The sequence below is a fragment of the Burkholderia sp. AU15512 genome (genome assembly GCF_002223325.1).
Classification (GTDB): Bacteria; Pseudomonadota; Gammaproteobacteria; order Burkholderiales; family Burkholderiaceae; genus Burkholderia.
The window spans coordinates 2383902-2406365 of the sequence record NZ_NKEX01000006.1 but is presented as its reverse complement, the minus strand read 5'-3'; the positions used below and the strand labels follow the sequence as shown (position 1 = coordinate 2406365).

Here is a 22464-nt window from a genome sequence, read left to right as displayed (position 1 = left end):
CCGGTGCCTCTGGACCATCCGAACGGGAGCTTTTAACGTGAGCCCATTCCGCCCCCATGTCATGCGCCTGCTGGGCGCGGGGTTGTTCGTTTCCTTTGCAATTGCAGGTGTTGCACGCGAGCCGGCGTTGCCCGAAATATCCGCGGCCAAGGGGCCCGTGCTACGCGATTTTGCTGACATCCGCCTCGCGGTCCGGTCGATCGAATGCGACGACCGCAATCAATGTTCGGTGTTGGCGCGCGGTGTCTATCAGGGCAAGACGGTGGGCGTCAAAGTCGTGTTCGGTGCGCGCGAAGGCGGGCGCAGCGGAATCGTCTATCAGTCGATCGGCGCCGAAAGCGATGCGTTGCTGGGCGCACTGGCGACGTTGTACGGACAGCCGCAGCCGTCGGCGAAATTTGCCGCACGCGCGTACGGCGATGTCGCCGTGCTGAGCGGAGACCTCCGCGAAGTCGACACCTACCCGATGCAGGCGAAAGTCTTTTTCTTCGCCGACGGCCCTGAATCGCGCTATGCCGAGCTATATACGAACATCGACGTGACGCGCGGAGTACTCGAGATCCGGGAAAAGGACATGAGCTACCGGGCGAACGTACTGGCCGCGCTCGCGCGGTGAGCGGTCGATTCGTACCGGAGGCGGAGATCCAGTGCGTCTCCCGCGCTGGATCTCCGCGGCTTCAGAAAATAAAACCCGTATTGATGAACTTCGAGTAGTGATCCGACACGATCGAATCGAGCAACTGCTTGCGCCGGCTTTACGTCCGTGGCCGGCGTGCGATGGAAGCGTGTCTCGCCGTCGTATTCGGCGTGGCGGGGATCCGGTGCTGGTGTGAAACGTCTGACGCGGAAGGCCCGCCCGGTTCAGCTGACCGGCGGCCCGCTCGATCTCGACGCGTTGACGTTCCCGGTTCGGGCGTAGTGACGCGCTGGCGTAAAAAAGCCGCTGCGCGGGTGTGTGCAGTGGCTTTTTTGCGAACGGCGCGCTTCCGAACTTGAAGCGTCCATCGATGAACTTCAGGATCTGCACCCCATGATTCCGGTGAATTTCATACCGGACGTCTTGGGCTCGCCTATAGTCACGAAAGACATCGGTGTCGAGGCTTGCTTCACGCCGAACATGGACGCGCCGGGTGCTTCTCGGCAACAGGGTGCAGACAATGAAAGATATCAATGTGCGGGGAGGCTCGTGATGGCGCGTTTTGTTCGTTCGCTGCTCTTGCTGACGGGGCTGTGTGCCTGCTCGTTTGCGTATGCCGTGGAACCCGGGATGAACAATCCGTTGTTATCGGAATTGCGTCCGTGGTGCATCGGTCGCCTGATGTTCGACCGGCCCGTCTCGAGCGAGATCTCGGACGAGCGTTACGAGTACCGCGGCGAAAAGCTGGTGACGACGCACGATGTGTCAGTGGAGGACTACGACGCCAAAGTCGCGGCGCGCGAGAAGGAACTGCGTACCAAACAGCGGGTGAATCCCGTCGATCTGCAGGAGCAGACGGGACGCATGTCGCTGGAAAAGGCCTTCTCTCCGGTGCCGCACTCACGGGTTTTCGTCTTCAACGATGCAGTGGTGAAAGCTGTCGCTTTGCCGTTCGATACGGAAGGCTATCTGTTCGCGAACCGCACGCTCGTCCGGACGACGAGCTTGATCGGTGCGGATGTGCTGGATCGGGCCGAAAGCATCTATGACGATACCTACCGCCGTATCAAGGTGCGCGATAACTGGACCGTGCCGACGGAATCCGGCTTTTGCTTCGATGGCGGGGTCGTCGCCGGCCCGTCGACTTACTCGGAGGAAGTGAGCCAGTCGTTCGCGTTGATGCCGGGCCGACCGGCGCTGCTTGTGATCAAGCTGCGGGATGCGGTGGACGTCGATCTGGAGCAACCGCTCACTCGCAATCTGCGCGCGCTGCGCGCGACACTCAATCGCATGCCGGGACGCTACAGCATCCTGCGCCAAGGCAAACGGCAGGTCGCCGGCATGGACGCGGAGGAGGTGCTGTTTGCGCTCAGGGATGGCGCGGTCACCGTCTATCGCTTCTACCTGCTCGCGCCGGGGAATCCCGCGACGGTGGAGCAGCCGCATACATCGGTCGAACTGCTGCTGGGCGCGCCCGCGCGCGACGACTTGCCACCGGAAAAGGCCACCTCGCCGGTGGACGAAGCGGGCGCGTTGCAAGTATGGGACACACTGCTGAACAGCCTGCGCGCGAGGCCTGGTGCGACCTGACCGGAGGCGGACGAGGTGGGGTGCGCACTCAACCCGATGACTCCGCCGCACTGACGCGCGGCGGAGGGCACCCGAATCAGCGCGCTTCAGAAAATAAAACCCGTATTGATGAACTTCGAATGGTGATCCGACACGATCGAATCGAGCAGCTGCTTGCTGCTGTCGGTCTGCTTCGCCGCGACCATCGAGCGGATCGAGAACGCGCGCAGCGCGTCGCTCACCGACAGCGTGCCTTCCGCCGAATCCTTGCGGCCCGCGAACGGGAACACGTCGGGCCCGCGCTGGCACTGGCAGTTGATGTTCACGCGGCACACCTGGTTCACGAGCGGATCGACGAGCGCGCCGATCTGCGCCGGATCGGAACCGAAGATGCTGACCTGCTGGCCGTGATCCGACGTCGTCACGTAGTCGAGCGCGGTTTCCACGTCGTCGAACGTCGCCACCGGAATGATCGGCCCGAACTGTTCCTCGCGATACAGCTTCATTCCTTCCGACACCGGGTACACGACGGCCGGATAGAACAGCGTCTTGCTGAACTCGCCGCCCGAATGGTTGACGACCTGCGCGCCCTTGGCTTTCGCGTCGTCGATCGCATCCGTCATGTAGGCCGTGCGATGCATGCCCGGCAGCGGCGTGATGCTGACGCCTTTCTCCCACGGCATGCCGATCTTCAACTGCTCGAGCGCGGCGGTGAAGCGCTTCAGGAATTCGTCGACGATCGAGCGGTGCACGAGCAGCATCTTCAGCGCGGTGCAGCGCTGGCCGTTGAACGACAGCGCGCCGAGCAGGCATTCCTTCACGGTGAGATCGAGATCGGCGTCGGGCAGCACGATCGCCGCGTTCTTCGCGTCGAGGCCGAGGATCGCGCGCAGCCGGTGTGACTTCGGGTGCTGCTTCTTCAGGTGGTCGGCCACCTTGCTCGACCCGATCAGCGCGAGCACGTTGATCTTGCCCGACGCGAGCATGTGCGGCACGACCACCGCGCCCGGCGCATAGATCGTGTTGATCACGCCCTTCGGGAACGCATCGCGGAACGCTTCGAGCAGCGGCTCGAACAGCAGCGTGCCGTACTGAGGCGGCTTGAACACCACGGTGTTGCCCATCAGCAGCGCGGGGATCAGCGTCGCGAACGTTTCGTTCAGCGGGTAGTTGTACGGGCCCATGCACAGCACGACGCCGAGCGGCGTGCGGCGGATCTGGCCGATCGTGCCTTCGGCGATCACGAAGCGCGAATTCGCGTTGTCGAGCTCCTTCAGCGCGTCGATCGTCTGCGTCATGTACGTGACGGTGCGATCGAACTCCTTCTGCGAATCGGCGAGGCTCTTGCCGATCTCCCACATGATCAGGTTCACCACCAGCTCGCGCTGCGCGACCATCCGCTTGATGAAGTCCTGCATGCACGCGATGCGCTGTTCGACCTTCATGGTCGGCCACTCGCCGCGGCCGGCGTCGTACGCGCGCACCGCGGCGTCGAGCGCCGCGTCGCTTTCCGTTTCGCCCATCACCGGGTAGCTGCCGATCTCGACCTGCTCGACGCTGCCGTCCGCCTGTCGCACGCACACGGGCGACAGCACGGTCTTGGTCGCGCCGTCCCACGGCCGCAACGCGCCGTCGACGAGCGACACGCGCTGGTGAATCGGCGAAGCGAGCCGGTACTCGGCGGGGATGTCCTGAAAGGCGGGAAACAGTTGCTGCAGGGAGGCGGAATCGGGCATGACGGTCTCGTTTGACGGGGTGTCCGGGAAGGACGGGCGATGCGAATCCTGAGCGGGAAATCCTCGATCCTGAATCGGCATCATGACGCGCGGACGACGACACGTCACGCGTGACCCTGGCCGATTCAACGACTGGAACCAGTTCCATTAAAAAGGAACGCCGGCGCGAATGCAAGAATTGCCGAATCGCGCCGCATGCATCGTAAGCATTCGGAAAGACTGTTGCCGAATGCTTGGTATAAGCCGCCAACAGCGCTCGCAAACGTTTCAAACGGGCCGGTTTCAGCGGATAATGGCCCGGCGCGGCGAAGAAAAAAATGAAGTGAGCCTGAGAGCATAGGTAGTGAAAAAAGGAAGAAGGTCCGCCGCGCTGCCGATGCGAGGTCGGCTGCCCGGAGCGCCGGGTCGGGGTTGCCCGGTCCGGCGCGCACCGGACTTCGAATATGCGCCGTCCGCTTCGACGGATGCTTCGTGATCCTCTCCAGTCCTTTCGTCGTCGTCGTCGTCGTCGTCGTCTCCCGAATCCCGCCTGTTGCCTGGCCCGTCATCGCCTGATGCGCTCGAAGCATTTCTTTCGTTTTTATTACCGCCGGATCGCGTAAAAGCGCGAAATAGAAAGGCATTCGTCAGGAATGCAGAGCGCCATGCGCCTGCACGTTGCGGGCAGGCGACACGTTGAAAATTAACTAAAAACACGAATCATTCTCGTTTAATATTTCGCTCCGTTACGAGCCGTGACGGAGCGTCACGGCCTCTTTCGTGCCGGTCTTGCCGGCCGGCTGCCATCCGCCGCCGGCCGTTCACCGGCCCGTCGGCGCGACGAGGCGATCCCTGCGCGCCGCTGCTTGTTCACGGAAAGGCTGTCGCCAGCCCGATTCACCGCGTGGTTCGCGCGTGGGCCGGATGCGTTTCCGTTCGCCGTTTTCCCTCAGCCTCTATTTCAACGATGAAACTCAACAAGAGCGCTTGCCATGCGCTGCTGATCGCCACGTCGCTGGCCGGCGCACGCACCTCCTTCGCACAGGCGAGCGACGCCGCGGCGACCTTGCCCGCGATCTCGGTCAAGGCGACCGCCGAGCATGCGTCGTACGACGGCGGCCGCTCGCGTGCCGCCACCAAGACCGACATGTCGCTGATGGACGTCCCGCAGACGGTGAACGTCGTGCCGCACGCGGTGATCGAGGACCAGAACGCGACGTCGATGCAGGATGCGCTGCGCAACGTGCCGGGCGTCGGCTTCTCGGTCGGCGACGGCCAGCGCGACCAGATCACGATCCGCGGCTTCAACAGCATCACGGACCAGTACGTCGACGGCATCCGCGACGATGCGCTCTACTATCGCGACCTGTCGAACGTCGATCACGTCGAAGTGCTGAAGGGGCCGGCGGCCGTGCTGTACGGGCGCGGCTCGGCGGGCGGCATCGTGAATCGCGTGTTGAAGCGGCCGGACGCGAACCCGGTGCGCGACGTGGGCGTGACGCTCGGCACGCGCGGCGAGCGGCGCGGCGAATTCGACCTCGGCTGGAATGCGAACGACGCGGCGCGTTTCCGCATCACCGGCGCGGCCGAGAACTCGAACAGCTTCCGCGACCAGTTCCAGCTCAACCGCCAGGCGATCGCGCCGTCCGCGCAGTTCAAGCTCGACAGCAACACGGTGCTGAACGTCGAATTCGACTACCTGCACGACCGCCGCACGTCCGACCAGGGGCTGCCCGCGTATCTCGGCCGGCCGGTCGACGTGCCGATCAACACGTTCTACGGCTCGGCCGACGCGGCGAACAGCTCGTACAACGACGTCTCCGCGAAGAGCGCGACGGTGTCGCTCGATCATCGCTTCAACGATTCGCTGTCGTTCCATGGCGCGATCCGCGCGTACGACTTCTCGCTCGAACGCAAGAACTACGTCACGTACGAGCCGATCAAGACGGCCGCGCACCCGGTCGTCACGCTCGACCAGTCGACGCGCCAGCGCACCGACCACGGCATCGACGGCCTGTTCGAACTCACGCAGAAGACGTCGCTGTTCGGCATGCGCCACGAGCTGCTGTACGGGCTCGAACTGTCGCAGCAGCAGAAGTTCGACACGATCTACAGCGTGTCGAAGGTCGCGACCTACGATCTGTTCAATCCGCAGCAGGTGGTGCTGCCCGGCGTGCCGACCGGCGCGCGGGCGAAGACGAACGCGTCGACCGTCGTCGGGCTCGCGGGGGTGTACGCGCAGGATCTGATTTCGCTCACCGAGCACTGGAAGGTGCTCGCGGGGTTGCGCTTCGACTACCTGAACCAGATCCGTCACGACTACACGTCGTCGAACGTCAATCTCGATCGCACCGATCACGCGTGGAGCCCGCGCGTCGGCCTGATCTACGAACCGCTCGACTGGCTGACGCTGTACGGTTCGTTCAGCCAGTCGTTCTCGCCGCTGGCCGATACGCTGATCAGCTCGGGCGCGTTCTCGAACGGCGCCGCGCTCGCGCCGCAGAAGACCACCGCGTATGAAGTCGGCTCGCGCTTCGATCTCGGCGGCAAGGCGACGGCCAGCGTCGCGCTGTTCGACATGCGCCAGACCAACCAGCAGATCGGCGACCCGGCGAATCCCGGCTATGCGCTGCCGATCGGCACGCAGCACGTGCACGGGATGGAGCTCGGCTTCACCGGCGAGATCGCGCCGAAGTGGTCGGTGTATGCGGGCTACGCGTACCTGAACGGGACGGTCGACGGCTCGGCGCAATCGACGGCGGCCGGCGTCGCGGTGTCGAGCAACACGCCGGGGCTGATGCCGCGCCACAGCGCGAACCTGTGGGTGAAGCGCGAGCTGCCGTACGGCTTCTACGCGGCGGCCGGCATGCAGTTCCAGTCGGCGCGCTACACGTCGGCGAGCGATCTCGTCACGCTGCCGTCGTTCACCGTGTTCAACCTGGGCGCCGGCTATCGCAGCAAGAAGGTCGACGTGACGCTCACGCTCGACAACCTGTTCAATCGCCGCTACTTCATCGCCGCGCACGGCAATGCGGATCTGTACAACATGCCCGGCGATCCGCGCACGCTGACCGCCACGGTGAAGTGGCACATGTAATGCACGTGATGCAGGCGCCGGGTGACAATGCGGGGCTTCGTCACGATACCCCGCCCCTCACTGCCCATGATCCGCCAATCGATTGATGTGTCGAACCTGACCGGCCGCGCCCGCGTGCTGTGCGCCGTGTTGGGGCTGGCTTGCGGCGCGGCCGCGGCGCATGCGCAGACGATCCCGGCCGACGCCGAACCCGAATGCCATTCGGTGTCCGTCGGCCGGGCGATCACGTTGTCGGGCCGTTACGTGGTGGATTACGGCGATGAAGAGAGCGGGGAGGACGTGTGGTTCGAGGAGGACGACGCATCGGCGCGGCGCCTGCCGGACCGTTCGCAACGCGCGGGGGTGATCCGGTTCACGAACCAGCGCGATGCTCGGCGCAGTCTGCGGCTGCCGGCGGCGCAACCCGAAGGCGTGTGCCGCTTCGACGGGCATGCGACGCTCGTGATTCGCGATCTGGAAACCGTGTGCCCGGGGCTGGAGGAGCCCGACCACGCGTGGCTGGTGAAGGTCGTGACGGCCAGCCCGCCGACGCGACATGCGTGCGAGGCCGCCGCGCCATGAGGCTGGCGCGACCGCGCCGTTACTCGACGTCCTCGTCGTCCTCCAGATCGTCGCCATCCGCATCGGGATGCGGCGATGCATACGCGCTCGCCTGCTCGAGCAGCCAGCCGCGAAACAGTTCCAGCGGCTTGCTGTGGCTGAGCTCCGTCGGATACACGAGGTAGTACGCGGAATCGCCGACCGTCGCCGCATCGCACGGCACCACCAGCCCGAGCTGCTGCAACTGTTCCTCGACGAAGAACTTCGGCACGAGCGCGATACCGAGCCCGGCCGCGGCCGCGCTGATCAGCATCGTGTGCAGCTCGTAGCGTACGCCCTGCATCGTGCGGATGTCCTCGACGCCGTGCGTCTCGAACCACTGCGCCCACGCGCCGGGGCGCGTCGTCGAGTGCAGCAGCGGGTAGGCGAGCAGGTCCTCGACGCTGTGCACGGGCCCGTCGAGCAGCGCCGGCGAGCAGATCGGCACGACTTCCTCGCCGAACAGGTAGTCGGACGACGTGCCGGGCCAGGTCGGCTTGCCGTAGTGGATCGCGGCCTCGAAGTGGGTGTCCTCGAACGAGAACAGGTCGGTGCGGCTGCCCATGTTCACGCGCACGTCGGGCGTGCGGTCGTAGAAGCTCTTGATGCGCGGGATCAGCCAGTGCGACGCGAAGGTCGGCAGCACCGCCAGCTCCAGGTAGCCGCCGCCGCTGCCGTGCGCGATGATCGACAGCGTGTCGCGGTCGAGCGCTTCCAGCGCGCGCCGCACCTGGGTGCCGTACAGCTTGCCGGCGCGCGTCAGCACGACGCGCTGCTTCACGCGGGCGAACAGCCGCACGCCGAGGCTTGCTTCCAGCGTCGCGATCTGGCGCGATACCGCGCTTTCGGTCAGGAACAGCTCCTTGGCCGCGTGCGTGAAGCTTTCGTGGCGCGCGGCGGCTTCGAAAGCCACGAGCGCGCCCATGTTGGGGATCTTGAATTTACGCATGATGTTCGTTCGTCTGACGATAAGGCCCGTACGGCACAAGGCGGAACGCGGAGCAGGGGAGCGGCTGATAATTCCAAAAACTCATCACATATCAATTTAATCTCGCTTTACGCCCGGCTGCAACCCTTTGAATAATGCTCTCCACGCAAGGTCAGGCGCCCGTGGGGCGGCCGGCCGACGAGTTGCCGGCACGTTTGCCGGCGGTCCCCCGAGACGAGAATCCTGATGCGCAATCCGAATATCGAGAGCTTGCTGACGAAGCTGCTGGGACAGGCGAAGACCGACGCCCTGTTCTCGACCCTGAACATGCCGGCCATCCTCGAAGAATGGGAAGACGGTGTCGTGACGCGCGCGGAAATCGCGCAGGCGATGAACATGGCGCTGTTCGAAGGGCTGCTCGAACGTTCGGCGAACGGCCGCGCGTACACGGCCGAAGCGGTCGAAAGCGGCGGCTCGGTCTATTTCGACCACGGCGCGCTGCGCACGGTGCGCTGGCCGCACACCGGCGCGTTGCCGCCGGGCGAGGCCGCGTTCACGCGCATCCTGCGTCCGCTCGGCTTCCGCCTGAACGGCCGTTACCCGCTCGACAAGCTCGGCATGACCGGCCGCGCGTATGCGCATGAAGACGCACCGGACGAAATCGCGCAGTTCTTCGTCAGCGAGCTGCATCCGGAACGTTTCTCGAAGGAATTCCAGCAGGCCGTGACGAACGTCGTGAGCACGTCGCGCGATCCGCTGTCGCCGACGGCCGTCGCGCTGCTGTGGGAAGTCGAGCGCGAAGGCTGGCTGCCGCTGGAGGCCGCGCATGCGCTGCTGCCGGAGATCGTCGGCGCGTTCGCGCGCCAGCACGACCTGCCGAACGAACTCGACTACGAAACGCTGCTGCTCGAATCGGCGGAAATGGCGTGGATCGCGACCGAAGGCAACGCGTTCAACCACGCGACCGACCGCGTCGCCGACGTGTTCAAGCTGTCCGACGACGAGAAGGCGAAGGGCCGGCCGATGAAGCCGGAAGTCGAGCGCTCGCGCTCGGGCCGCGTGTTCCAGACCGCGTATCGCGCGGATACCGTCGAACGCGAATTCCGTACGCGCGACGGCGGCACGGTGAAGCGCAACGTGCCGGGTTCGTTCTACGAGTTCATCACGCGCAAGCGCACGTTCGACCAGGCGGCGCGCCGCTGGGTGACCGACCTGCGTTTCGATGCGGGCAACGCGCAGGGCATCTTCAAGATGACGGCGAACGCGGCGAAGTAACGAAAGGAAAGCGGGAGGCTGCGCTGGCCGCGACCGATTGGCCGGCCTACGCACGAACCGCGGCCTGAAGCGCCCTGCGAATGCAGGGCGTTTGCCATTTCGGGGAAGGGGCGTCATGGATGCCACGGCCGGGCGCGCGGGTTTGCGCGACCCGGAAAATCTCATCGAGCCGTGTCATATCCGCCGGTATGGGACGACAAACGTCTCGCCAGTCGAACCATCATTCATCGGCCGATTCGTCGTAGCACGTGTCAGGGAGACGCCTTTCGATCATCGGGTCGATGGATTGGACGAGATCTTGATGTCAGCTGGCAGTTCATGACACACGCTCAGGAAACCCGTGCATGCGACACGGGCGCTTCCCGACGTCCTTTCTTGACAGGAGAACCCGGATGAACCCGATTCGCAAGCTCATGCTGTGTGGCGCCATTCCGTTCCTGCTCGTCGCGGGTGCGGCACAGGCAGACGGTGGCGGCATTGGTCGCAGCGGCACCTACATGTCGCATACCAGCGACTGGACCATGATGATGATGGACAAGCTCACGCCCGAGCAGCGCACTCAGGCCATCGGCATCCAGCAAAAGATGATGGCGATGGAAATGCAGCACAACGAAGCGATGGCGAAGCTGCAGATGCAGCATGACAAGGACATGATGGCCTTGCAGAGCCAGTTGCTCGAACTCTACAAGGGGCACTAAGTATCGCGAGCCCGGTGTCGAACGCCGGGCTCGTCCCTCATGGCGTCGAACGTGTCATTCCGGCATTTTTTGACGCAGCGCTTCGCCGGCGCGCTTGATGACCTGTCACGTTGCGCGATTGAACAGGCGGATCACGAGCAAGAGGATGACGGCACCGATGAGGGCGATGACGATCGAGCCGAGAATCCCGCTGAAGCCGATACCGAGCAATCCGGCGAGCCAGCCGCCGATCACCGCGCCCAGAATCCCGACGACGATGTCGATGAGCAGGCCGAAACCGCCGCCCTTGACGAGCACGCCCGCAAGCCAGCCGGCGATGGCGCCGATGACCAGCCATATGATCAAGCCATGCATATCCATGAACGATTTTCCCTCTGGATTGGCGAAATTTTTGTAAATCCGGCGGTCACGCCTTCACCTGCGGCCGCCGGCGCGCGGCGCCACGCCGGCGGTTTCGGCGAACGTCCACCGGCCCCGTCGTGACGCGTTCATTGCGACGCGGCCGTTGCCGCGCTTGCCGCCTTGGCTTTCTTTGCCGCGTGGTGGTGGCCGATCGCGCAACCCGCGGCGGCGCCCACAGCCCCGTGGTGCCCCGCGACGTGGCCGGCGACTCCGCCCACGGCCGCGCCCTTCAGGCACCCTGCTGCAAATCCCGGGATCGAAGCGGTCATCAACGCGATGCAGGCGACCGAGATCGAAAGAAATTTCATTGTTTATCTCCCTGAAAAACGAGTTGTTTTGATCGACTCTGATCGAGCCGGCACGCTCAGAAGACGTGCGTGATCAGAAAGAACAGCACCAGCAGCCCGACCGGCACGCCGAGCAGCCAGGCGATCAGGTATTTGCCCATGTCGTTGTCCTGGTGGCCGCGGCGCCGTGGGCGCCGCGGCGGTTGCATTGAAGCGCGATGGAAGCGCTATCGCGTTACAGCTCGCGGTCGAAATCCTTCAACTGCTTCTCGGCTTCATCGCGAGCGATGCCGTAACGCTCCTGGATCTTGCCGGCCAGATACTCGCGATTGCCGTCGGCCACCTTCAGGTCGTCATCGGTCAACTTGCCCCACTTGGCCTTCAGCTTGCCGGAGAGCTGCTTCCACTGACCCTTGATCTTGTCCTCGTTCATCATGTGCTCCTTGTCATGCAGGGATAAAAGGCGCGGCGGCGTGCCGCGCCGGGAGGTCAGGCCTTCGCCTTCAGGCCGGATGCGTCGACGTGCTTCACGCCCTTGATCGCGCGCGTCACGGCGACAGCCTTCTTCACGGCAACCTTGGTCGGCAGCACGCCGGTGAGCGTGACGACACCGTCGACCGTCTTCACGCTGATGTCAGTGCTCTTCACGCCGTCGGTGGTCGCGAGTTCCCCTTTCACCTTGGTGGTGATCCACGTGTCGGTGACGGGCTGGTTCGATTCGGCCGTCATGTTGCTGTCGGCGGACGAGGCTTGCGCCTGTGCGCTCGTGAGCGGTGCGGCGCAAAGCAGGAAGGCCGCGCTGGCGGCGAGCAGCGTCGAAAGGTGCGAGGTCTTGTTCATTGATGTTCTCCTTCGATTGGCGTGGTGAATGAATTGACTGCCGAGCACGGCGCGTGCCCGGATCAACGGGCGATCGGCGTGTCGTAGCCGGGCTCGCGCGGCGGCATGTCCGGGCGCGGCACGTCGGGCGGCAGCGGCACCGGCGGATCGGTGCCGGGCGGCGGTTCGGGCGGACTGTCCGGGGCCGGTTCGGGCCGCGTCGGATCGGGTGTCTGATGCAGCTTCATCGTGCTTCTCCTCTGCGGTTCGGAAGGCAGCGCATGAGCGCCGATGCAGTACCAGCGTACCGATGCAAACGGGCGTGGACATCGCGCAAATTCACCTGATCGGCTAGTGCGTTTGCACGGGGTGTCGGGAAGGGGGCGGGGGTGCGCCTGCCGGCCGGGGCGTGCGGAAAGCAGGTGCAGCGTGTGCTTCGGGGATCGGCGGGGCACCGCACGGTAGGGCAGGCCGTGCGCATGTACTATGACGAATAGTGCATTCGCGACTGTCGTGCACCGGTGCGGCACGCGATCATCGTCACACGCGCCGGCCGGCGCGTGTCGACGTGGCGGCAACCGGGCCGGCAGTCATGCTGACGACAGGGACAACCATTCGATGAACGAACAGGTAAACGAACAGGCGCTGAAGTCGCATACCGACCGGCGCCAGCTGCACCAGATCATCGCGGGGCTCACCGAGGGCGTGATCCTGATCGAGCCCGACCAGCGGATCGTCTGGGCGAACGAAGCCGCGCTCGCGATGCACGGCGTGACCGAGCTGAAGGCGCTCGGTGCGACCGTCACCGATTACCGCGAGCGTTTCCGGCTGCGCTACCGGAACAACCACCCGGTGCGCGATGGCCACTATCCGATGGATCGCGTGATCGCGGGTGAGGAGTTCAGCGACGTGACGGTCGAAGTGGAATCGGCCGCCGACGAAACCGTGAGCTGGGTTCACCGCATCCGCAGCCTCGTGCTGACGAATGCAGCCGGTGAGCCCGACTGTCTCGCGCTCGTGCTGCACGACGCGACCGAATGGGCGAGCGCCGAGGAACGCTTCGAGCGCACCTTCAACGCGAACCCGGCGCCGGCCGTGATCTGCCGGCTCGACGACCTGCGCTACGTGAAGGTCAACCAGGGCTTTCTGGACCTGACCGGCCACGCGCGTGACGACGTGCTCGGCCGCTCGGTGTACGAGATCGACGTGCTCGACCAGGCCGAGCGGCGCGACCTCGCGATCGAGCGGCTCGGCGAAGGCGCGACGATCCCGCAGATGGAGGCCGTGCTGAAGCGCGCGGACGGCAGCACGAAGGCCGTGGTGGTCGCCGGGCAGCCGATCGACATGAACGACGAGGCGTGCATGCTGTTCACGTTCATGGATCTCGAGCCGCGCAAGCAGGCCGAGCGCGCGCTGCGGCAGAGCGAGGAACGCTTCGCGACGGCGTTCCGGATGGCGCCGGTCGCCACCGCGATCGTCACCGCCGACCGCTTCGAATTGCTCGACGTGAACGACGCGTTCGCCGCGATGACGGGCCATGCGCAGGACGACCTGCTCGGCAAATCCGCGGACGAGATCGGGCTGTGGGCCGAGCGCGGCGCATGGCAGCGCATCGAGGGCCAGCTCGCGCGCGACGGCAGCGTGCGCAACGCCGACGTGCAGATCCGCACGCGGGAAGGCGACGTGCGCGATTGCGTCGTGTCGGCCGATCCCGTCGCGATTCACGGGCGCGACTGCCTGCTCGTCGCGCTGCTCGACATCAGCGACCGCAAGCGCACGGAGATGGAGCTCGTCTACGCGATCGAGACGGCGATGCAGGATGCATCGTGGTTCAGCCGCACGCTGATCGAGAAGCTCGCGAACGTGCGGCGTGCGAATGCGCCGGATGCGGGCGCCCAGCTGTCGGACCTGACCGCACGCGAGCGCGACGTGTTCGATCTGCTGTGCCATGGCCTGGCCGACAAGGAGATCGCCGGCCGCCTCGGGCTTGCGCCGAACACCGTGCGCAATCACGTCGCGACGATCTACGGGAAGCTCGACGTGCACAGCCGCGGCGAGGCGATCGTGTGGGCGCGCGAACGCGGGATCGTCGGCGCGGCCGATGCGAATGGCGCGCGTGGCGAGAAGGGCGGCGCGAAGGACAAGGACTGACGCCGTCGGTACGAATGCACCATGCGCGCTGGTGCATCCGCATCTGCCGCGCGCGGCCTCCGCTTGCGATCCTGTCCGCTCGGCGGTGCGGCGCGGGCCGTCACGCCGCCGGCTCTCCCCCACCATCGCAGGAGACGACCATGGACAGGAATCGCATCGAAGGCAAGCTCAAGCAGGTCAGGGGTTCGGTCAAGGAAGCGCTCGGCAAGGTCACGGGCGACCGCGAGACGGAAGCGGAAGGCGTCGCTGAACAAGAGGCCGGCAAGATGCAGGAGCAGGCCGGCGAGGCGGCCGATGCGGTGCGCCAGGAGACGGGCACCGATCGGCACTGACCGATGACGCGGCGCCGCGGGCGTCGCGATGGCCGGCCGGGCCGTCATCGCCACGATGATGCGCCGCCGGCATGACCACGGCCGGCCTTGACGGCCGGGCGCCGGCGCGGCATTCCACGGTAGCGATTTACCCGCGGCCCACCGTTGCGTGGGGCGCGGGCCGCCCGCGTATGCGGAACTTGATGACAAATCCTCACAACATAGTTCCGATATTTCGTTTGCTGCACGGGTATTGGCTATCCACAATCCATTCACCTCTTTCGCGATGAAAGGCTCTTCGGAGACGGAGCCGCGGCGATCGACCGGCCGGCAAGGGCGTTGCATGACGCCCCGCAGGCGGACGACATGACCGGCACGCGGGAGGTTGCCGACGCGCGGCGATCGCGCGTTGCATCCCGGCCCCCAGAACAAGGATTGTCATGACGTTCCGCATTCGTTCGCTTTCCGGCGTCGCATTGACCGCCGCGATCCTCGCGCTCCAGACCGGCGCGGCTCACGCGCAGGAGACGGTCGTCAAGGTCGGCGTGGCCGGCCCGCTGACGGGCGGCGGCGCCGCCTACGGCAAGGACATCGAGAACGGCGTGCGCATGGCCGTCGACGAAGCGAATGCCGCGCGGACGACGGTGGGCGGCAAGCCCGTGAAGTTCGTCGTCGCGTCGCAGGACGACCAGAGCGATCCGCGCACCGGCGTGCAGGCCGCGCAGCAGCTCGCCGACGCGCAGGTGGCCGTCGTGATCGGCCACTTCAATTCGGGCACGACGCTGCCCGCGTCGAAGATCTACGCGAAGGCCGGCATTCCGATGATCACGCCGTCGGCGACCAATCCCGACATCACGCGCGCCGGGCTCGGCACCGTGTACCGCGTGATCGCGACCGACACGCAGAACGCCGGCAACGCAGGCGCGTATGCGGCGAGCGTGACCAAGGCGAAACGCATCGCGATCATCGATGATCGCACCGCGTTCGGCCAGGGCGAAGCCGACGAATTCGAGAAGTCGGTGAAGGCGAACGGCGGCACGATCGTCGCGCGCGAATTCACGAACGACAAGGCGGTGGATTTCAGCGCGCAGCTCACGAAGATCAAGAGCACCAACGCCGATCTCGTGTTCTTCGGCGGGCTCGACGCACAGGCCGCGATGCTCGTGAAGCGCATGCGCCAGCTCGGCATCCGCGCGCAGTTCCTCGCGGGCGGCGGCGTGATGAACGCGAACTTCATCAAGCTGGCCGGCAATGCGGCGGAAGGCGCGTCCGTGTGGGAATACGGGCAGCCGCTGGCGCGTCTCGCGAAGGGCAAGGAATTCGAAACGAAATTCAAGCAGAAGTACGGCATCGACATGCTTGCGTACGCACCGTTCGCGTACGACGCGACGTGGATCGCGATCAACGCGATGCAGAAGGCGAACTCGACGAAGCCGGCCGATTTCAACGGCGCGCTGAAGGGCACGCGCTACGACGGCATCACGGGCACGATCGCGTTCACGAACACGGGCGACCTGAAGAACCCGAGCTCGACGCTGTATGAGGTGAAGAACGCCGCGTGGCAGCCCGTCACGACGAAATCGGCGGATTGAACGCCGCCCGCGCGCGGACTTTCGCGGCGCTGCCGGACGTGCTGAAATGCCATCAGCGATCGATGCCGATCGCGGCGCACGCCGGTGTGGCAGCCGCACGGGTTTGCCCGCGCGGCGCCGCGCGTGACGCGGCACGAACAACCCACGGGCGGGGCCGGCTGGCCGCGCCCAATCTGTGCAACTGGAGTCAGTCGTGAGTTCTCAAGTCGTCATCGTCGGCGGTGGTGTGATCGGCAGCTCGATCGCCTATTTCCTGCGCGCCACCGATCCCACGGTTTCCGTGACCGTGATCGAGCGCGACCCCACCTATGCGCGCTCGTCGTCGGCGTTGTCGGCCGCGTCGATTCGCCAGCAGTTCTCGACGCCGCTGTCGATCGAGATGTCGCTGTTCGGCATCGACTTCCTGCGCACGATCGGCGAGCGCCTCGAAGTGGACGGCCATCAGCCGTCGATCGACCTGCACGAAGGCGGCTACCTGTTCCTCGCGACGCCGGCCGGCGACGCGACGCTGCGCGAGAACCATGCGCTGCAGACGAGCCTCGGCGCGGACATCCGGTTGATGGATTGCGATGCGCTGCGCGCGAAGTTCCCGTGGCTGAACGTCGACGATCTCGTGTCGGGTGCGTATGGCGTGAGCGGCGAAGGCTGGTTCGACGGCTACGGGCTCGTGCAGGCGCTGCGCAAGAAGGCGCAGGCACTCGGTGCGCGCTATGTGCCGTCCGACGTGAAGGACGTGGTGCGCGACGGCCGCAAGGTGACGCACGTGGTCACGGCCGACGGCGAACGCTATGCGTGCGACACCCTCGTGAACGCGGCCGGCGCATGGACGCGCACGCTGTCGTCGATGATGGGCATCGACATCCCCGTGTATGCGCGGCGCCGCAGCATTTTCAACGTGTCGTCGCCGGCGAAGCTCACGGATTGCCCGCTGCTGATCGATCCGACCGGCGTGTATTTCCGGCCGGAAGGGCGCACGTATATCTGCGGGACGTCGCCGAGCCCGGACCGCGACCCGGACGACCTGCCGCTCGACGAAGTCGACCACGACCTGTTCGACGAAGTGATCTGGCCGACGCTCGCGAACCGCGTGCCTGAGTTCGAAGCGCTGCGCGTGGAGAACTGCTGGTCGGGGTACTACGAGTACAACGTGTTCGACCACAACGCGATCATCGGGTATCACCCGGACCTCGACAACGTCGTGTTCGCGAACGGCTACAGCGGCCACGGGCTGCAGCAGGGGCCGGCGACGGGGCGCGGCGTCAGTGAACTCATTCTGGGCGGGCGTTACGACACGCTCGACCTGTCGACGCTCGGCTGGGCGCGCGTGCTGGAGAACCGGCCGATCGTCGAAAAGAACGTCGTGTAGCGCGGCGTGACCCGCCCGGTGTGGTGGGCGGGATTCTCCTTGTGTCTCACCTCATTGGCCCGACCGTGTCGGGCCTTTTTTGTTGCGCGTGCAATTGGGCGTGTCAGCCGACGCCGTAGACCGCGTCGCGCAGATCGAGCGTGTACGGGCCGTTCATCCCTTCGTAGAGCGTGTTCGACAGCGACACGACGGTGAGCCCTTGTGCGCGATCGACGAACCACGAATGACCGTAGACGCCGCCCCAGCGCCACGTGCCCGGCGACTCCGGCGACAGCGCCGCGCGCGGGTCGCGCAACACGGAGAACCCGATCCCGTAACCCGCGCCGGGCAGGTCGGGCAACGCGAGGCTGCCGGTGTGGATACGGCCCATCTCGTCGACCAGCTCGGCCGGCAGAATGGCGCCGCCGCCCGCCCGCAGCGTGTCCAGTACGTTCAGCACGTCACCGGCGGTGCCGATCATCCCGGCGCCGCCCGATGCGAACGCATTCTTGTCGAGCGCGCGCGACGGCGAGTACGTCACGCCGACGGAGCCTTCGTAGATGGGTACGGCTTCGTTCTCGGCGAGCCGGTGCGGCTGCGGCGTGTCGTTGACGTAAGGCGTCGCGAGCCGCGCGGCGTCGCGTGCGACGAATCCCGTGTCGCGGGTGCCGAGCGGGCGGAGCACCAGCGCATCGACCGCATCGGCGAGCGGTTGTCCGGTGACGGCCTCGATCAGCGCGCCGACCACGTCGATGGAGAGCGAATAGTTCCAGCCGGTGCCGGGTGCGTACTGCAACGGCACGCTCGCGATCCTGCGCATGTTCTCGGCGAGCGTGATCGAGGCGCCATCGAGCCCGTCGGAGACGCCCGCGCGAGCATATGGGCCCGCCGCGTCGGCTTCCGCGTAGCGATAGCCGAGGCCGGCCGAATGCGTGAGCAGGTGGCGCACCCTGATCACCGGCACGCTGCCGTCACGCAGCGCCGGACGGAACTCGGGCAGCCACTTCGTGACGTCGTCGTCGAGCGACAGCTTGTGCTGGGCAACGAGCGCCATGGCGGCCGCCGCGACGATCGGCTTCGTCACCGACGCGAGCCTGAACAGCGTGTCCTCCCGCATCGGCGTGCGTGCTTCGCGGTCGGCGAACCCGGCCGCGCGGCGATAGACGAGTTCGCCGTCGCGTGCGATCAGGACCACCACGCCGACGAGGCGTTGCGTGTCGAGTTGGCGGGACAGTACCGCATCGACGCGCTCGGCGAGCGCGGGATCGGCCGACGGCTGCTGTGATGATGCTCGGTTGGGGATCATCGAAGACTCTGTCGTGAAGGGGGAGCCGACATGGTAGGCGGCATGCGCCGGACGTGCCATTTATCCGTACATGGAACAGGGCTTCGTGGGCGTCGTGCGCTGCAACGATCGGCGTGGACGGACACGGGGCGGGCGATTCAGCCGGGGCCCGCCGTGGCTCCGTTGCAGCGCGGCGCGTCGGCCGGCGGCGGCGCCCCGTCACGCCTGCGCCAGGCGGCCGACAAAATATGCCCCAAGCGGCGCGCGGCCTTCGTTAGAATCTGCTTTCGTCGAGAAAATAACGCAATTGCATGGGTGCAGCGCGGTATCGCATCACGGACACTGCTCGCCCAGATTCCATCGTTCATCTTTCACCGGAGGCGAGCATGCCAGGATTACTTCCCGATGTTGACCGCGAGGGGCTCCTCGAATATTCGGTGGTGTACACCGATCGCTCGGTCAACCATATGTCGCAGCGCTTTCAGGGTGTCATGCGCGACATCTCCGGCACGCTGAAGAAGGTCTACCACGCGAAGTCCGTCGTGATCGTCCCCGGCAGCGGGACGTTCGGCATGGAAGCCGTCGCGCGGCAGTTCGCCACCCACAAGAAGTGCCTCGTCATCCGCAACGGCTGGTTCAGCTTCCGCTGGTCGCAGATCTTCGACATGGGCAGCATCCCGTCCGAAACGACGGTGCTGAAGGCGCGCCCGGTCGAAGCGGGACGGCAGGCCGCGTACGCGCCGGCGCCGATCGACGAAGTGGTCGCCGCGATCAAGGAACACAAGCCGGATCTGGTGTTTGCGCCGCACGTCGAAACCGCCTCCGGGATGATGTTGCCCGACGGGTATCTGCGCGCGGTGTCGGATGCCGTGCATGCGGTCGGCGGCATGTTCGTGCTCGATTGCATCGCGTCCGGCACGGTGTGGGTCGACATGCAGGCGAGCGGCGTCGACATCCTGATCAGCGCGCCGCAGAAGGGCTGGAGCGCGTCGCCGTGTTGCGCGATGGTGATGCTCGGCGAACTCGCCCGCGAACGCATCGATGGCACGACCAGCACCAGCTTCGCGTGCGATCTGCGCAAGTGGCTGCAGATCATGGAAGCGTATGAGGGCGGCGGTTTTGCTTACCACGCGACGATGCCCACGGACAGCCTCACCACGCTGCGCGACGTGATGAAGGAAACCGAGGCGTACGGCTTCGACAAGGTGAAAGCGGAGCAGCTCGAGCTGGGCAAGCGGATTCGTGCGCTGCTGGCCGAGAAGGGCTTCCGGAGCGTGGCGGCGGCAGGGTTCGAGGCGCCGGGTGTCGTGGTCAGTTATACGGACGACGACGGGATTCGAACCGGGAAGAAGTTTGCCGACGTCGGGTTGCAGATCGCGGCCGGTGTGCCGCTGATGTGCGACGAGCCGGAGGATTTCAAGACCTTCCGGCTGGGGTTGTTCGGGCTCGACAAGCTGCACGATGTCGATGGGGCGGTTGGGCGGTTTGCGGATGCGCTGGAGCGGGTTCTTTAAGGCGCTTGGTGGATTGGGCGAGGCAGTGGGTGATGGGTGTGCGCGCCTTTGGTCTACTGCCTCGCTGGATGGAGGGTCATGGTCTCGTCCGATCCGCGCGTTCGGGTTCGTGGTTCGATGGGCTTATGCGCAGCGAGGCCGGTCCATCTGCCTGTTCGGCTAACCTGAAGGGTTCGCATGGCATACGTCGTTCGACAGGAAGTCCCGTCGGTATCCGACTACATCGGCATTCGTCTTGCCGCAGGGTTGAGCAGAAAGTCGGAACAGGCTGCGACGATCGGGCTGAAGAATGGCCTTTTCAGCGTCGTGGCGTATTGCGACAGCGATCCGGTCGGAATTGGCCGCGTCATCGGCGATGGCGGCTGTTTCTTCGAGATCGTCGATATCGCGGTGTTGCCCGCTCATCAGAAGAAAGGCGTGGGCGACCTGATCATGCGGGCACTCATGGGCTACGTTCACGAGCACGCGCCGCCGACCGCCTACGTCAGCCTGATGGCGGATCACGGGACACCGAAGTTCTACGAGCGTTACGGTTTTCAACCGTCGGTGCTGCCTGAGAAGGCGGGGATGTTCCTGCGGATCACGTAACGTTGAGGCATCGTTTTTCCTGTCGCGGTGCGCCCGCGCTAATTCACGCATTCCGGCACCACCGGGTCGTTGCTGCCCGTGTAGACGAATCCGTCGGAGATCCATTGATTCGAGTCGAGGCGATACCAAAGCCGTGTAGCGCCCCAGTTGCCGTTCACGGAGTCGCCGTACTGGTGGCACGCGAGCTGCACGATGCGCCCATTCTCGAGCGAACCGACGACCGGCGCCGACAATGAAGGCGCGCTGCGCAGATTCGCCGTACCCGGTGCCTGTACACGCGCGCTGACGGGCGTGGACGGATCGCCGGAATCCGCGCTCCCGTAGTTGACCAGCCATGCCTGCGGGGAGACGCGCCGCTGATTGCGAACCGCGTATCCGGAATACGGCGAAGTGCCTTCGAAGAATTGCCAGCCGCCGATCGTCATGCCATTGACGGACACGTCATTGCCATCCTTGCTCAATGAAAGGTGAACATGCGGCCCCGTCGTCTGTCCGCCGCACGGCAGGCCGTTTCCGACGCTGCCGAGATACTCCCCCTGGCGAACACGCGTACCGCTGTTCAGCGACGTCAGCTGGACCATGTGGTAATAAGTCGTCGCATAGCCATTGTCGTGAACCACCTTCACGATGGCGCTGCCGTCGCGCTCGCAGCTCTTGTAAAGATAGCCGTCTCGCGCCGCCAGCACGCGGCCGTTGCCGCCCGAGCAATCGAGGGAGTTATACGGCCTGCTTTGTCCGGACCAGCCGTGTGCACCGCCCGTCCAGTACCACCCGGCATTCGGTTCCCACGGCAACGCAAGGCCCGGTTGCGGCAATGCAGCCGACCGTGGTGCAAGCGATGCGCGTCTCGACGCCAGATTTTTCCGCTCGTCGGCCGCGAGCAGCGTGGGTGGCGCCGCATCGAGCAATGCTCCAAACTCGCTGCTGCCCTCCACACCCGAGATCCATCGGCCATTCATGTTGCGCGCAATGAACAGCTTCGTGACGGGATCGCCGGATTCGTCGTCGCGCAGGATTTGTGTCGCAGTGCCAAATACCCATCCGGAAACGTCGTCGGTTTTGATGGCCTCGACCAGGCTGTCGTCCGACCGGGCCGGCAGCTTCAACGCCCCACCCGATCGGGATTGAAGCGCCTGCCCGATCGAGCGTTGCAACGACGTCTCGATTGGCGCCGCCTGCGCGATTTCGGCAAGGCTGGCTGCAATCAGCAGGATTCCAATGGAGTATTGAATCGAATTCGAGGCAGGACGACTTAATAAATTGCGCATGGTCAAATGCACCGCGAAGAGGGTTTGCAAGAAGTTCATGACGCCGCCAGCAAGCCTACATCATTCGTCAGTCATTGAAAGGAAAATGAAATATATCTGGGTGCGTTTTTAAATTGAATGCTGCGGATGAAATTGTTGATGCGATAGTTTCAAAGTGATTTGTCCACTCGGTAAACCGGAGTCAATTGATCTGGAATCACCTTGCGGAGTGGTCTCGAAGGGGCGCCCATGCCCAGCCTCGTGGCGAGCCGCGTCGTGAGGTGCCTTGATCGACAAAGGATTCAATGGCCGGTGAATTGGATTGGATTATTTATGGAAAAGAAACGATCGTGAGGTGGTCTCGTTAATATCATTTACATATTCCTGACAAATTTAACAGTTTTATTTCAATCGGATCGAGATTT

General features: G+C 65.0%; 23 protein-coding genes and 1 pseudogene. 13 read left to right on the top strand and 11 right to left on the bottom strand.

Annotated elements, in window-relative coordinates; all coding sequences use genetic code 11:
* Nucleotides 1-37 precede the first annotated feature (37 nt).
* The 3 genes and pseudogenes from CFB43_RS30125 (at nt 38) to CFB43_RS30120 (ending at nt 2227) form a co-directional block, all read left to right on the top strand.
* Nucleotides 38-616: a hypothetical protein gene (locus tag CFB43_RS30125; RefSeq protein WP_144023131.1), complete on the top strand. Its 579-nt coding sequence runs from the start codon at nt 38-40 to the stop codon at nt 614-616.
* Nucleotides 617-747: 131 nt separating this feature from the next.
* Nucleotides 748-822: pseudogene (locus CFB43_RS38990) on the top strand (LysE family translocator); the annotation flags it as partial.
* Nucleotides 823-1030: 208 nt separating this feature from the next.
* Nucleotides 1031-2227 (top strand): T6SS immunity protein Tli4 family protein, encoded by a 1197-nt coding sequence (locus CFB43_RS30120; RefSeq protein ID WP_256990135.1) that lies wholly within the window; start codon nt 1031-1033, stop codon nt 2225-2227.
* A gap of 86 nt (nt 2228-2313) precedes the next feature.
* On the opposite strand, the gene CFB43_RS30115 is transcribed toward CFB43_RS30120, so the two are convergent.
* Both CFB43_RS30115 and CFB43_RS30110 read right to left on the bottom strand, forming a co-directional pair.
* A complete protein-coding gene (locus CFB43_RS30115; protein ID WP_089497751.1) occupies nt 2314-3942 on the bottom strand; it encodes an NADP-dependent glyceraldehyde-3-phosphate dehydrogenase in 1629 nt (542 codons plus the stop codon).
* A 125-nt stretch (nt 3943-4067) separates the two neighbouring features.
* A complete protein-coding gene (locus CFB43_RS30110; protein WP_179254922.1) occupies nt 4068-4565 on the bottom strand; it encodes a hypothetical protein in 498 nt (165 codons plus the stop codon).
* 323 nt (nt 4566-4888) lie between these two features.
* Here CFB43_RS30110 and CFB43_RS30105 point away from each other — a divergent pair, with 323 nt between their 5' ends.
* Both CFB43_RS30105 and CFB43_RS30100 read left to right on the top strand, forming a co-directional pair.
* A complete protein-coding gene (locus tag CFB43_RS30105; RefSeq protein WP_089497749.1) occupies nt 4889-7018 on the top strand; it encodes a TonB-dependent receptor in 2130 nt (709 codons plus the stop codon).
* A 27-nt stretch (nt 7019-7045) separates the two neighbouring features.
* A complete protein-coding gene (locus CFB43_RS30100) occupies nt 7046-7579 on the top strand; it encodes a hypothetical protein (protein WP_256990134.1) in 534 nt (177 codons plus the stop codon).
* Between the two features lie 19 nt (nt 7580-7598).
* Here the strand turns inward: CFB43_RS30100 and CFB43_RS30095 are convergent, their stop codons facing one another.
* Nucleotides 7599-8546 (bottom strand): LysR family transcriptional regulator, encoded by a 948-nt coding sequence (locus CFB43_RS30095; RefSeq protein ID WP_089497748.1) that lies wholly within the window; start codon nt 8544-8546, stop codon nt 7599-7601.
* Nucleotides 8547-8771: 225 nt separating this feature from the next.
* Between CFB43_RS30095 and CFB43_RS30090 the strand changes: the two genes are divergently transcribed.
* Nucleotides 8772-9800 (top strand): DUF1338 domain-containing protein, encoded by a 1029-nt coding sequence (locus tag CFB43_RS30090; RefSeq protein WP_089497747.1) that lies wholly within the window; start codon nt 8772-8774, stop codon nt 9798-9800.
* A 392-nt stretch (nt 9801-10192) separates the two neighbouring features.
* On the top strand, nt 10193-10498 hold the full coding sequence (locus tag CFB43_RS30085) for a hypothetical protein (RefSeq protein ID WP_089497746.1): 306 nt from the start codon (nt 10193-10195) through the stop codon (nt 10496-10498).
* Nucleotides 10499-10603: 105 nt separating this feature from the next.
* Here CFB43_RS30085 and CFB43_RS30080 read toward each other — a convergent pair whose 3' ends face one another.
* The 6 genes from CFB43_RS30080 to CFB43_RS38575 all read right to left on the bottom strand — a co-directional run bounded on the left by CFB43_RS30080 (nt 10604) and on the right by CFB43_RS38575 (nt 12254).
* On the bottom strand, nt 10604-10858 hold the full coding sequence (locus CFB43_RS30080; RefSeq protein WP_089497745.1) for a GlsB/YeaQ/YmgE family stress response membrane protein: 255 nt from the start codon (nt 10856-10858) through the stop codon (nt 10604-10606).
* A gap of 128 nt (nt 10859-10986) precedes the next feature.
* Entirely contained in the window at nt 10987-11208 is a 222-nt protein-coding gene (locus CFB43_RS38985) for a hypothetical protein (protein WP_089443317.1), read from the bottom strand.
* A 56-nt stretch (nt 11209-11264) separates the two neighbouring features.
* The gene (locus tag CFB43_RS38980; protein ID WP_256941090.1) at nt 11265-11396 is read right to left on the bottom strand and encodes a hypothetical protein; all 132 of its coding nucleotides are present in this window, start codon (nt 11394-11396) and stop codon (nt 11265-11267) included.
* Between the two features lie 26 nt (nt 11397-11422).
* The gene (locus CFB43_RS30070) at nt 11423-11620 is read right to left on the bottom strand and encodes a CsbD family protein (RefSeq protein ID WP_039354235.1); all 198 of its coding nucleotides are present in this window, start codon (nt 11618-11620) and stop codon (nt 11423-11425) included.
* A 56-nt stretch (nt 11621-11676) separates the two neighbouring features.
* Nucleotides 11677-12027 carry a BON domain-containing protein gene (locus tag CFB43_RS30065; RefSeq protein WP_089497744.1) on the bottom strand — a complete coding sequence of 117 codons (351 nt, stop codon included), beginning with the start codon at nt 12025-12027 and terminating at the stop codon, nt 11677-11679.
* Between the two features lie 62 nt (nt 12028-12089).
* Nucleotides 12090-12254 (bottom strand): hypothetical protein, encoded by a 165-nt coding sequence (locus CFB43_RS38575; RefSeq protein ID WP_179254921.1) that lies wholly within the window; start codon nt 12252-12254, stop codon nt 12090-12092.
* Between the two features lie 370 nt (nt 12255-12624).
* Here CFB43_RS38575 and CFB43_RS30060 point away from each other — a divergent pair, with 370 nt between their 5' ends.
* The 4 genes from CFB43_RS30060 (at nt 12625) to CFB43_RS30045 (ending at nt 17426) form a co-directional block, all read left to right on the top strand.
* Entirely contained in the window at nt 12625-14157 is a 1533-nt protein-coding gene (locus tag CFB43_RS30060; protein ID WP_089497743.1) for a helix-turn-helix transcriptional regulator, read from the top strand.
* 140 nt (nt 14158-14297) lie between these two features.
* Nucleotides 14298-14489, top strand: a complete 192-nt coding sequence (locus CFB43_RS30055) for a CsbD family protein (protein WP_089497742.1) — start codon at nt 14298-14300, stop codon at nt 14487-14489.
* Nucleotides 14490-14908: 419 nt separating this feature from the next.
* Nucleotides 14909-16060 (top strand): branched-chain amino acid ABC transporter substrate-binding protein, encoded by a 1152-nt coding sequence (locus tag CFB43_RS30050; RefSeq protein WP_089497741.1) that lies wholly within the window; start codon nt 14909-14911, stop codon nt 16058-16060.
* Nucleotides 16061-16253: 193 nt separating this feature from the next.
* The gene (locus CFB43_RS30045) at nt 16254-17426 is read left to right on the top strand and encodes an NAD(P)/FAD-dependent oxidoreductase (RefSeq protein ID WP_089497740.1); all 1173 of its coding nucleotides are present in this window, start codon (nt 16254-16256) and stop codon (nt 17424-17426) included.
* Nucleotides 17427-17529: 103 nt separating this feature from the next.
* On the opposite strand, the gene CFB43_RS30040 is transcribed toward CFB43_RS30045, so the two are convergent.
* Nucleotides 17530-18711 carry a serine hydrolase domain-containing protein gene (locus CFB43_RS30040; RefSeq protein ID WP_089497739.1) on the bottom strand — a complete coding sequence of 394 codons (1182 nt, stop codon included), beginning with the start codon at nt 18709-18711 and terminating at the stop codon, nt 17530-17532.
* A gap of 365 nt (nt 18712-19076) precedes the next feature.
* Here CFB43_RS30040 and CFB43_RS30035 point away from each other — a divergent pair, with 365 nt between their 5' ends.
* Together CFB43_RS30035 and CFB43_RS30030 are read left to right on the top strand one after the other, a co-directional pair.
* Nucleotides 19077-20204, top strand: coding sequence for an aminotransferase class V-fold PLP-dependent enzyme (locus CFB43_RS30035; protein ID WP_089497738.1), 1128 nt, complete (start codon nt 19077-19079; stop codon nt 20202-20204).
* A gap of 177 nt (nt 20205-20381) precedes the next feature.
* Nucleotides 20382-20792 (top strand): GNAT family N-acetyltransferase, encoded by a 411-nt coding sequence (locus CFB43_RS30030; RefSeq protein ID WP_071333191.1) that lies wholly within the window; start codon nt 20382-20384, stop codon nt 20790-20792.
* Nucleotides 20793-20830: 38 nt separating this feature from the next.
* Here CFB43_RS30030 and CFB43_RS30025 read toward each other — a convergent pair whose 3' ends face one another.
* Nucleotides 20831-22060, bottom strand: a complete 1230-nt coding sequence (locus tag CFB43_RS30025; RefSeq protein WP_089498191.1) for a peptidoglycan DD-metalloendopeptidase family protein — start codon at nt 22058-22060, stop codon at nt 20831-20833.
* Between the last annotated feature and the right edge of the window lie 404 nt (nt 22061-22464).